Source organism: Candidatus Rokuibacteriota bacterium, assembly GCA_016209385.1.
Lineage (GTDB): Bacteria > Methylomirabilota > Methylomirabilia > Rokubacteriales > CSP1-6 > JACQWB01.
In genome coordinates this window covers 1-10864 of record JACQWB010000207.1, presented here as the reverse complement: position 1 = coordinate 10864, position 10864 = coordinate 1, and the positions used below count along the sequence as shown (strand labels likewise).

The following is a 10864-nucleotide window of genomic DNA, read 5'->3' as shown; positions in this document are numbered from 1 at the left end:
GAGGAGGGGTGCAAGAAGTGCCTCTCCTGCGGCTACAACGAGTGCTGAGTCTGCGTGTGTAAGAGCCCATGTATGAGAATTTAGACACTATAGGTTGACGAGAAGTCCTGTTAGTCTGGTGCCAGAAATGGCTCCGTCCAGACGTAAGAGAGCCGGCATGAGGGCATCAGAGAATGTGCGATGTTCAATGAAGTTATCTCGCCGAGTTGACTACCAACCCATTGTAGATTCGGGTGAAGGCCTGGAATAATATGACGAGCCGGCGGGTGAAAGAACAAATGTCGCTTTACGGGAGGGCGTTGAAACTTGCGGGGACTTTTCGCCAAGACGCCGAAGTGGTGCTTTATCATGGAGACTGCCTTGACCTTCTCGGGAAGCTGCCCGATGGCTTGGCAAAACTCATCGTCACGTCACCCCCATACAACATCGGGAAGCGGTACGAGCGACGGATGAAGCTGGACCAGTATCTGGACGGTCAGTCGAGGGTCATCAAAGAGTGCGCGCGAGTCCTCGCCGACGATGGCTCCATCTGCTGGCAAGTCGGGAACTTCGTGGATGACAACGAAATCATACCGCTCGACATTGCGCTCTGGCCGACGTTTCACAACCTCGGACTCAAGATGCGGAATCGGATCATTTGGCATTTTGAGCATGGTCTTCACTGCTCGCGCCGGTTCTCCGGACGGTATGAAACCATCGTCTGGTTCACGAAATCAGATGAGTACGTATTTAATCTTGATGCCGTTCGTATTCCGCAAAAGTACCCCGGAAAGAAATACTTCAAGGGACCAAAAGCCGGGCAGTATTCCTGTAACCCCTTAGGGAAAAACCCCGGTGATCTTTGGATCATCCCAAACGTCAAACATAATCACGTGGAAAAAACCATTCATCCGTGCCAATTCCCCGTGGAACTCATCGAGCGTCTCGTGCTGTCGATGACCCGACCAGGTGACTGGGTGCTGGATCCCTACATGGGAGTTGGCACAACGGCCGTGGCCGCGATTCGCCAAGGCAGGAAGGGTATCGGGGCGGAACTGGTCGAGGATTACATTACTGTGGCCCGCGAGCGCATTCGCGCAGCGCATGCGGGGACGCTCCGAACCCGCCCGATGGAGCGGCCCGTGTATCGACCAAGCGGGCGAGAGAAAGTCGCGCAAAGACCGCTTCCCCAGCGTCCGAGCCAGTGAAGATCGCTGCATTACATTCCCACCTGAACGGGCATGAGTGGCTCCTTGTCCACGAGAAGAAGATTTGGCAAGAGATTGTGTTTACGATCAGGAGCATCGACGCCACGAAATACAAGACCAAGGTGAGCGACGAGCGGACGATGAAGGGCAGGCTGCTGTATGCCCCCATCGAACTCAATAAGGCATTTGAGACGCGGCTGGAAAAGGCCGGGTGGCGTGAGAGCCGGACGAGCTACTGGGTGACGGACGATTACCGGCTGATCCGCAAGACCATGTTCCTTCCCGCGCCAGAGCAGAGAGGGCTAATCGAGAAAGCGGGGAAGCGGGCTATTTTCTCTTACAACCAAACCGACTTCGTGAAGAACCGAGTGGCGGTAGAAGTCCAGATGGGTAAGTACGCGTTCATTGCCTATGACCTGTTCGTGAAACATCTCGCCTTCTTCGTAGGGGATGCCATTGACGTAGGCGTTGAAATCCTGCCCATGAAAGCCATGCAGGAGGAAATGTCCTCTGGGCCTGGCTACTACGAAGGGGCGCTGTACGACATTGCGCGCCAGGGGCGAGGCGTCCCGCCGGTTCCGCTCGTACTGATCGGGATCGAGCCGTGAAAACCCGGTCAAAATAGCCCATTACCCGCAATTACCACTACCCATAAACGGGAGGAGTCCATACTCGCCGGCGGTAGCTACCAGGAAGTGGCGCGCTGGCTCCATAACTTCGTGCTCTCTCACGCCAAGCGCGAGAGCCCGCGGGTCGAGGGGGTCGTCGAGGCCGAGGAGGAGCGCGAGGGGAAGTCCTACGGTGTCCGCCTGCGCCTGGGCGATCGCCTACTCCCGCCTCCGGATCAGCCCCCGCTCGAGCTGACGTACCAGGAAGTCGCGGAGGGGAAAGCGAGCTTCGCCTGGTGCGAGGCCCTGGCCGGGCGGATCCGGGGCCTGGCGCGTGAGCTTCTCGACACCCAGCCCGGTCAACCCTCGAAGTCAGCCTGACGCCTCCCGTGAGCGCCACCCGTTCCCTTCGCTGGGTCGCGCCCGGGGACCTGAACGCGTTCTTTGGCCTGGCCCTGGACAACATGACGAACCTCGTTGTCCTGAGCGGCCTCCTCGTTGGCCTCTTCAAGTTCCCCGCCGACCTGGTCCTCTTCAGCATGATCCCGGGCACGGCCGCCGGAGTCCTGGTCGGCGATCTGGCCTATTCCTGGCTCGCCATCAGGCTCATGAAGAAGACCGGTCGTGACGACGTGACGGCGATGCCGTTCGGGATCGACACGCCGTCGCTCTTCGGCGTCGTCTTCGGGGTCCTGGGTCCGGTGATGCTCCTGACGAAGGATCCCGTCCTCGCCTGGAAGGTCGGGATGGGGGTCACGGTGGCGATGGGGGTCGTGAAGCTGGTCCTGGCGTTCGCCGGGGACTGGGTACGCCGGATCGTTCCGAGGGCCGGCCTCCTCGGCTCGATCGCGGGCGTGGCGATCCTCCTCATCGCCTTCCTCCCGTCGCTCAAGGTCTTTGGCGATCCTCTGGTCGGGCTCGTTGCGCTGATCCTGGTCCTGGTCACGCTGGTGGGCAGGCAGCGGCTCCCGTGGGGGATCCCGGGAGCCTTTGCCGCTGTGGTGGCGGGCGCGCTGATCTTCTGGGGGCGGGACGTCGTCGGCTGGGGCGGGGCGGCGCACGCTGTCGGGGAGGGCGCGGGCTTTCGCCTGGCGTTCCCGTGGCCGACCCTCGCCTGGCTCGGCGCAACGGACCTGACGCTCGGGTATCTCTCCGTCGCGGTCCCGTTCGCCATCGCGACGGTGGTCGGAGGCATCGACAATACGGAGAGCGCCATCGCCGCGGGCGACGAGTACCGGACCCGGGACATCCTGCTGACCGAGGCGGTCGCGACGGTCATCGCCGGCCTTTGTGGCGGAGTGATCCAGAACACCCCGTACATCGGCCACCCGGCCTACAAGGCGATGGGCGCCCGGGCCGGCTACACCGTGGCCACGGCGCTCCTGATCGGCGTGGGCTCGGCGGTCGGCGTGATCTCCTTCCTGGTGGGCTGGCTCCCCGAGGCCGCGGTCGCGCCGATCCTCATCTTCATCGGCCTCGAGATCACAGCCCAGGCCTTCATCGCGAGCCCGGCCCGCCACGCCCCGGCCGTGGCGGTGGCGTTCCTGCCGGTGGTGGCTGACCTGGTCCTGATCGAGGCGAACAGCTTCCTCTCGAGCGTCGGCAAGAGCGGCGCCGATCTGAGCGGCGACGCCGGGACGACCTACCAGACGCTCCTGGTGCTCGGGAACGGCTTCGTCCTGACCGCACTCCTCTGGGGCTCCGCCCTCGCCTGGATCATCGACCGCCGCCTCCAGCTCGCCGGGCTCACCTTCGCGCTGGCGAGCGTCGGGACGCTCTTCGGCCTCATCCACTCGCCGCTCCCTACCGGCGCCCTCTTCCTCCCCTGGGCGCTCGACTCCCCCTGGCCAGGGACCCTCGCCGGCGCCTACGGGGTGATCGCGAGCCTCTGCTGGGTCCTCGGTCTTGGGCGTCAGGGCGGGTAGGCGCCCGATCCACGAGAAGCGATTTGTCTGGCAGGGCATTCTCGGGTAGACTGGGGAGTGACTTTGAGAAAATTCTCACAAAAGCGCCAGGGACGCTAGAACCTCTATGGCCGAGCGACACGCGGGGACCGTGGTCTACAGGCGAGACCTCTCGCCGATCCTGGCGATCTTTCGTCTGCTTCCTCAGCCCGGAAGCCAGTTCCCCGACTTCAAGGCCGGCCAGTACATCGCGCTGCGCCGCGACGACTGCAAGCTGACGAAGAAGGTAACCCTGGCCGGGGGCGGGATCGACTACGTGGCCGACCTTGACGCCGACGGGAACCCGAAGCGGGGACCTGTGACGCACTCGTACTCGATCGCCTCGGCCCCCTTCGAGACGCGCCAGCACGCCTGCCTCGAGCTCTACGTCGTCCTGGAGACCGACCGCCACGGGAATCCCGGGCGGCTCACGGAGTCCTTCTGGCGGATCGACCCGAAGGGCGACAACGCGATCACGTACGTCAACCGGATCGTCGGTGACTTCACGCTGGACAAGCGCGCGGCCGGCTTCCGGAGTGTGGTGCTGGTGGGGACCGGGACCGGCCTGGCGCCATTCGTCTCGATGGTCAAGCAGCTCCACTTCGAGGCGAGCCAGGGCACAACCGATGGGGTGAGCTACACGCTGCTTCACACGAACAGGACGTACGCCGAGCTGGCTTACCACGACGAGCTTCTCGCCATTGAGGCCTCGCGGCTCTTCGATTTTGTCTACATACCTTCGGTGAGCCGACCGTCGGCCCGTGACGCGGGAGATCCGAAGATGGGGCTGGGGCGCGCGAACAATCTCCTGCGCTTCATTTTCGAAATGCCCCTGAAGGAGGAGGAGGCGCTGCAGGCGGCGCTGGCGAACGGGGCAGACGTCTCCGCGGCGAAGGCGGCGTTCGCGCAGGCGGTGAGGCCCCGGCTGCCCGACCAGCTGTCCCCGCAGGAGTTGCAGGAGCGCTTCCGCCCGTCGTCCACCGTGATCCTGACGTGCGGGAACGCCATGCTCATGGAGGACGTGAAGTACGTCGCCGACAAGAACGGGATCCAGTTCGAGAAGGAGGACTGGTGATTCCGAAAAATCACTTGACCACCGGTCCGGCGGGGTGCTACACACCCGGGGATGCGAATAGATCGCCCAGGCAGACCGTCGGAACGGTCGAGCGGCGCGTGGCGGAGCGTCATGCGCCCTTACAGGAAGGAGGCACCATGATCGCGCGTCGGCGTCCATTCCAGGTGGGGGCGGTCGCGCTGGCGATCCTGTGCGCGGTCGCGCTCGGGACGGCCGGGCGGGCCCAGGAGAAGTGGAAGGCCCCGGCCGAGGCCAAGCAGCTCAAGAACCCCCTGCCCAAGTCGGACAAGGTTCTCGCCCAGGCCAAGAAGGTCTTCGAGACCAACTGCGTGGCCTGCCATGGCCCGAAGGGCCTGGGGGACGGCCCGGCCGCTGCGGCGTTGCCCGTCAAGCCGGCGAACTGGACCGCCGCGGCTACCCAGGCAGAGAGCGACGGCGAGCTGTTCTGGAAGATCTCGAACGGGCGCGGCCCGATGCCACCCTGGAAGCACCTGCCGGAAAACGACCGCTGGGCGATGGTGCAATTCATCCGCACCCTCAAGAAGTAGCTTCCCGGACTCGGGGATGCCCTCCGGGTCCAAGGAGGGGCGTTTTGTTCTTCGGGTGCGCGGCGGTGCCGACCCGGTACAGGTGCTTGACTTTCGCGACCTGACGCTCGTATGGTGTAGGGACTCTGCCACCGGCCGCGCTTAGGAGCCAGGCCCCGATCGGGGAGGACCTGGGATGGAGCAAGAGAGGACGGAACGTCCGCTCTGGGAGGACCTCAGCGAGATCAGCCGCACCCTCGACTCCCTCCGCGAGCGTATCCAGCGCCTGCAGCGACCCGATCCCAATGAGGTTGCCACCCGCGAGACCCCCTCTGCGATCCCGCGGGTGGATGTGGGGCAACCCCTTGTCGAGCCCCAGCAGGCGGCGCTGGCGCCGTTCCACGAGATCCTGTCAATCCCGTTCTCCGGTCCGGAGCCGGCCGAGGTGTGTAGCCTGGCCGTCGATCGCCTCATGCGGCTGCTCCTGCTGGACCGGGCCGTCATTTTCCTCCTCGACCCGGACCAGGAGCGGCTTGTCGCGCGGGCGGCGCGCGGCTTCCGCGCCGACGACCTGATCGAGTGCTCCATCCTGCCGGGCGAGGGGCTTACGGGCCGGGGCTTTCGCGAGGGACGGCCCCTCACCTACGACACCCCGCTGGGCGAGAGTCCTACCGATCCGTTCATCTTCCGCTTCCCGGTGCGCAACGCCCTGGCGCTCCCGATCCGCGCCGAGGGCGAGGTCGTCGGGGTCCTCTTCGCCGGCCGGCGCGGGCGGCCGGCGCCGTTCACGCTCGAGGACCTCCAGCTGGCGAGCGTCATCGCCGACCGGGTGGGGACCGCTCTAGCCCATCGCCGGCTTATCGAGCGGCTCGGCGGGCAGGTCAACCGGCTGAAGGAGCTGGTGGAGCTGTCGGCCCGGACCAGCGTGCGGAACGACATCCAAGAGATCCTCGCGATCGCCTGCGAGACCGGGTGCCGGCTTCTCCGGCTGCGGGCGGCGGCGATTGCGCTCCTGACCGAGGGCGGCAACGTCACCGTCAGAGCGAGCCACGGCTTCTCGGAGGAGACGATCGAGCGCTGGCGTGCGGACACGCGCAGCGGCGTGACCGGCGAACTGTTCAGGGACCAGCAGCTCGTGGTCTGCCCGGACCTGCACGGACGTCCCGACGACCCCGCGCTGAAGGGGCTCGGGATCCGGGCACTCGTCGCCGTGCCGCTCCGGAGCCGCGGGATGCTGGTCGGCTGCTTCTACCTCGCCGATTCCCGCGTGAGGGAGTTCGCGCCCGACGAGGTTGAAGCGGCCCAGCTCCTGTCGGCGCTGGTGGGGCTCGCGATCGAGAACGGGCAGCTGTACGGCGAGGTGCGCCAGGCCTTTGACGAGATCACGGCGGCGCAGGACAGGCTGGTCCGGATCGAGAAGGCGCGGGCGCTGAGCGCCATGGCGGGCGGGGTGGCGCACGAGTTCAACAACATCCTGGCCATCATTCTCGGCAAGGCTCAGCTCATCCTGGAGCGGACGACTGAAGGCCACCTGCGTGAGGACGTCGGGGTCATCGCGGAGGCGGCCTGGCGCGCCGCCGACCTGATCCGGCGCCTCCAGGGGTTCGCCGCGACGCGGACGGTGGAGGAGCCGTTCCTCCTGGACCTCGACACCACGGTTCAGGAAGCTGTCGCCCTCACCCGGCCGCGCTGGAAGGACGAGGCTGAGGCCCAGGGGCTCAGGGTCGAGGTGGTCACCGACCTGGCCGAGGGCGCCCCGGTGTTCGGCAACCCGGTCGAGCTCAGGGAGATGCTGGTCAACCTGATCCTGAACGCGCTCGACGCGATGCCGCACGGTGGCCGCCTGACGCTCACCACGCGGCAGCGCGGCGACCAGATCGTGCTCTCGATCAGGGACACCGGCACGGGGATGAGCGAGACCGTCAAGCGCCAGCTCTTCGACCCGTTCTTCACGACCCGCTCGCCGCAGCGGACCGGGCTCGGCCTGTCGGTGGTCCACGGCGTCGTGACGCGCCACCGCGCGTCGATCGCCGTGGAGAGCCGCGAGGGCGAGGGCACCACTTTCACGATCTCGTTCTCGAGGGCGCGGGAGCTGCACCCGCCGTCCGTCCCGATGCTGGTGCCTGCCGAGCAGGCGCCACCGGCTCCCGCCCGGGTGCTGGTCATCGAGGACGAGGAGCACATCTGCCGGGTGCTCGTGTCGGTCCTCGGTGCGGCCGGCCACACCGTGGACAGCGCTCCGGACGGCGTCGAGGGGCTTTCCCGGTTCGAGGCCGGAGTCTACGACGTGGTCATCACCGACCTCTCCATGCCGGGGCAGTCGGGCCTCGAGGTGACCCGGGCGGTGAAGCAGAAGGCCCCTGGCACCCCCGTGATCCTCATCACGGGGTGGGGCGACTTCCTGGACCCCGACAGGATTCGGGAGAGCGGGGTGGACCTCACGCTCTTCAAGCCGTTTCGGAACGACCAGGTGCTGAGCGTCCTGGCAGATGCCCTGCGGCTCCGGCGGCCGGCCGAGTAGAAGCCGGCCCCTCCGGCGCGGCTGGCCGGGCCGTCCCGCCTCCCCGTCCCGCGTCGATCACCGCGCTTCGTCGTGACCCGCCTCGCCTCGATCGACCTCGGGACCAACACCATCCGCCTGCTCGTCGCGGAGGTGGCTGACGATCGGAGCTGGCGGCCTGTGCTCCAGGCCCAGGCGCTGGCCCGTCTGGGCGAGGGGCTTCGCGCCGGCGGCGGGCTCAGCGAGACGGCCATGGCGCGCGCCCTTGAGGCCGTGGCCACGTTCTGCGGTCAGGCTCGCGCGGCCGGCGCCGAGCAGATCCTGATCGTCGGCACCAGCGCCCTCAGAGACGCCGCCAACCGGCCCGCGTTCCTCGATCGCGTGCGAGCCGCGACCGGCCGCGAGGTTCGGGTGGTGACCGGCGAGGAGGAGGCACGCCTGACCCTGCTCGGGGCGCTCCACGGGCTGCCGGTGCTCGCCGGATCCCTTCTCGTCTTCGACATCGGCGGCGGGAGCACCGAGTTCATCCTCGCGCGGAACCGGGAGCTCAGCCGGGCGCGCAGCCTGGCACTCGGTGTCGTGTCGCTCGCCGAGCGATACCGGACCGCCGAGCCGGTGGACCGTGCGCGGTACGCGGAGCTGGACCACGAGGTCCGCACCCGGCTCGCCGGGGGGCTCGATGATCTTCTGACGGGGTCGCGGCCCGATCACCTCGTCGGGACCGCGGGGACGGTCACGACGCTGGCCGCCCTGGACCAGGCCCTCGCCGTCTACGATCCGGCGAAGGTCCATGGTTACCGTCTCTCGCGCTCACGGATCCAGACGCTGCTCGTGACCCTCGCGGCGCTCCCAGCCCACGCCCGGGCGAGCATGCCCGGGCTCGAGCCCGGCCGGGCTGACCTGATCATCCCCGGCATCGCGATCTGTCTGGCCGCCCTGGACGCCTTCGGCTCCGACGCGGTCATCGTCAGCGACTTCGGGCTCCGCGAGGGAATCCTGATCGAGCACCTGTCGTGCTCGGCGCATTGACCGCGCCTCGGGCGCGGTGCTACGGTGGGTTATGCTCCGGCGGCTCCTCCTGCGCTTGTCGGAACGACGCGCGCTCGGCGACGCCCTCGACCGACTTCCGCTCACGCGGCGCCTGGTGCGGCGGTTCGTCGCGGGAACGCGCCCTGAGGAGGCCTTGGGCGTGATCGACCGGGTCACCGCCGAGGGGCTCCTGTCCGCGGTCACGTACCTCGGTGAGAACGTCCGGAGCGCCGAGGAAGCGCGCGCGGCCGCGGGCGTGTATCTGGAGCTGGTCGACGAGATCAAGCGGCGGAACCTCCCGTGCGCGCCCTCCCTCAAGCTAACCCACATGGGGCTGGACCTGTCGGAGGCGCTGTGCCTGGAGAACGTCGAGCGGGTCCTCGATCGGGGCCAGGCGGCCGGGATCCGGGTCTGGATCGACATGGAATCGTCCGCCTACACGGAGCGGACGCTGGCGATCCACGAGCGGCTGAGGCGCAGGTTCAGCAACGTGGCCTGCGTGATCCAGACCTACCTCCGCCGGAGCGAGGCCGACGTGCGGCGGCTGATCGCGCTCGGCGCGACGGTCCGGCTGTGCAAGGGCGCCTACCGCGAGCCGCCCGAGCTGGCCTTTCCTGACAAACGGGACGTGGACGCCAACTACGCCCGCCTCCTTGATCTGCTCCTCTCGCCGGAGGTGATCCGGCAAGGGGTCTACCCGGCCTTCGCCACCCACGACGAGCGGCTGATCGGCTGCGTCATCGAACGGGCGCGGAGGCTCGGGATCGCGCCGGAAGCGTTCGAGATCCAGATGCTGTACGGGATCCGCCACGACCTGCACGCCCCGATCCGGCGGCAGGGCGCGCGCCTGCGGCTCCTTGTGCCCTTCGGGGAGGAGTGGTACGGCTACTTCGTGAGGCGGCTGGCGGAGCGTCCCGCGAACCTGCTCTTCCTTCTCAAGCACGTGGTGCGCCGGTGAGAGTCAGACGTCTCCTCTCGGTCGTGGACTACCACACCGAGGGGGAACCGATGCGGATTGTCGTGGGGGGCGCCCCGGCCATCCCGGGCGCCACCCCGCTCGCGCGGAGCGATTTCGTGGACCGGAACCTCCGGGACTTGCTGGGCTTCGTCCTCTACGAGCCGCGGGGTCACCGGGCGATGTGCGGGGCCATCCTCACCGAGCCGATCTCGCCAGAGGCCCAGGCGGGCGTGATCTTCATCGAGCCCTCCGGCTGCGTCCACATGTGCGGCCACGGGGCGATCGCCATCGCCTCGATGCTCGTCGAGATGGGTCGGGTCGTGGCCTGCGAGCCCACGACCGAGCTCACGCTGGAGACGGCAGCCGGGCTCGTCCGCTGCCGGGTCGCGGTTGAGGGGGGGGAAGCGGTCAGCGCGACGTTTCAAAACGTGCCGGCCTTCGCCTGTCTCACCGACGCCAAGGTGGAGGTCTCCGGCCTCGGGACGGTTCCCTTCGATTTGGCCTACGGCGGGCACTTCTACGCGATGGTTCCCGCCTCGGCCGTCGGCCTCTCGCTGACGCCGGCCGACGCCGAGAGGATCGTCGAGGTGGGCGAAGCGATCCGGCTCCAGATCGAGCGCGAGGTTCCGCTGGTGCACCCCGAGCAGCCCCAGGCGAGGGGACTCCTCTACGTCCAGTTCTTCGAGCCCGCGGTCCGGGCGGGCGTGAACTTCAAGAACACCGTCGTGGTCTCGCCGCTCGGCCTCGACCGCTCGCCGTGCGGGACGGGCACGTCGGCGCGGATGGCTAGCCTCCATGCGCGGGGCGAGCTCGCGCTGATGGAGCCGTTCGTCCACGAGTCCATTCTGGGGACGCTCTTCACCGGCCGGGTCGTCGCGATCAGCCAGGTGGGCCCGTACCCGGCGGTGGTCCCCGAGATCACCGGCCGCGCCTTCCTCACCGGGCTCGCCACGCTCGTCCTCGAGCCCGACGACCCGTTCCCGGGCGGCTTCCTCCTCTAGCACAATCGGAGGGGGCCCGGGCACCCACGCCGGAGG

The 10864-nt window shown here is 67.5% G+C and carries 10 protein-coding genes; all 10 read left to right on the top strand.

The window, feature by feature from the left end:
- Positions 1-278 precede the first annotated feature (278 nt).
- The 10 genes from HY726_15185 to HY726_15140 all read left to right on the top strand — a co-directional run bounded on the left by HY726_15185 (position 279) and on the right by HY726_15140 (position 10828).
- Positions 279-1187, top strand: coding sequence for a site-specific DNA-methyltransferase (locus HY726_15185; protein ID MBI4610342.1), 909 nt, complete (start codon positions 279-281; stop codon positions 1185-1187).
- Complete coding sequence (locus HY726_15180; GenBank protein ID MBI4610341.1) at positions 1184-1795, top strand: restriction endonuclease; 612 nt, start codon at positions 1184-1186, stop codon at positions 1793-1795. Before HY726_15185 ends, HY726_15180 begins: the two co-directional genes overlap by 4 nt.
- A gap of 87 nt (positions 1796-1882) precedes the next feature.
- The gene (locus HY726_15175; protein ID MBI4610340.1) at positions 1883-2176 is read left to right on the top strand and encodes a hypothetical protein; all 294 of its coding nucleotides are present in this window, start codon (positions 1883-1885) and stop codon (positions 2174-2176) included.
- Positions 2177-2184: 8 nt separating this feature from the next.
- Complete coding sequence (locus HY726_15170; GenBank protein ID MBI4610339.1) at positions 2185-3720, top strand: MFS transporter; 1536 nt, start codon at positions 2185-2187, stop codon at positions 3718-3720.
- 106 nt (positions 3721-3826) lie between these two features.
- The gene (locus tag HY726_15165; protein MBI4610338.1) at positions 3827-4813 is read left to right on the top strand and encodes a hypothetical protein; all 987 of its coding nucleotides are present in this window, start codon (positions 3827-3829) and stop codon (positions 4811-4813) included.
- Between the two features lie 137 nt (positions 4814-4950).
- Positions 4951-5361, top strand: coding sequence for a cytochrome c (locus HY726_15160; GenBank protein ID MBI4610337.1), 411 nt, complete (start codon positions 4951-4953; stop codon positions 5359-5361).
- Positions 5362-5536: 175 nt separating this feature from the next.
- On the top strand, positions 5537-7861 hold the full coding sequence (locus HY726_15155; GenBank protein ID MBI4610336.1) for a GAF domain-containing protein: 2325 nt from the start codon (positions 5537-5539) through the stop codon (positions 7859-7861).
- Between the two features lie 72 nt (positions 7862-7933).
- A complete protein-coding gene (locus HY726_15150) occupies positions 7934-8869 on the top strand; it encodes a Ppx/GppA family phosphatase (GenBank protein MBI4610335.1) in 936 nt (311 codons plus the stop codon).
- 31 nt (positions 8870-8900) lie between these two features.
- Complete coding sequence (locus HY726_15145) at positions 8901-9827, top strand: proline dehydrogenase family protein (GenBank protein MBI4610334.1); 927 nt, start codon at positions 8901-8903, stop codon at positions 9825-9827.
- Positions 9824-10828, top strand: coding sequence for a proline racemase family protein (locus HY726_15140; GenBank protein MBI4610333.1), 1005 nt, complete (start codon positions 9824-9826; stop codon positions 10826-10828). Before HY726_15145 ends, HY726_15140 begins: the two co-directional genes overlap by 4 nt.
- The last annotated feature ends 36 nt before the right edge of the window (positions 10829-10864 follow it).

Excerpts from the sequence above, each read along its gene's own strand:
- HY726_15185 (MBI4610342.1), top strand. The coding sequence starts at position 279 with ATGTCGCTTTACGGGAGGGCGTTGAAACTTGCGGGGACTTTTCGCCAA.
- HY726_15165 (MBI4610338.1), top strand. The coding sequence starts at position 3,827 with ATGGCCGAGCGACACGCGGGGACCGTGGTCTACAGGCGAGACCTCTCG.
- HY726_15160 (MBI4610337.1), top strand. The coding sequence starts at position 4,951 with ATGATCGCGCGTCGGCGTCCATTCCAGGTGGGGGCGGTCGCGCTGGCG.
- HY726_15155 (MBI4610336.1), top strand. The coding sequence starts at position 5,537 with ATGGAGCAAGAGAGGACGGAACGTCCGCTCTGGGAGGACCTCAGCGAG.
- HY726_15145 (MBI4610334.1), top strand. The coding sequence starts at position 8,901 with ATGCTCCGGCGGCTCCTCCTGCGCTTGTCGGAACGACGCGCGCTCGGC.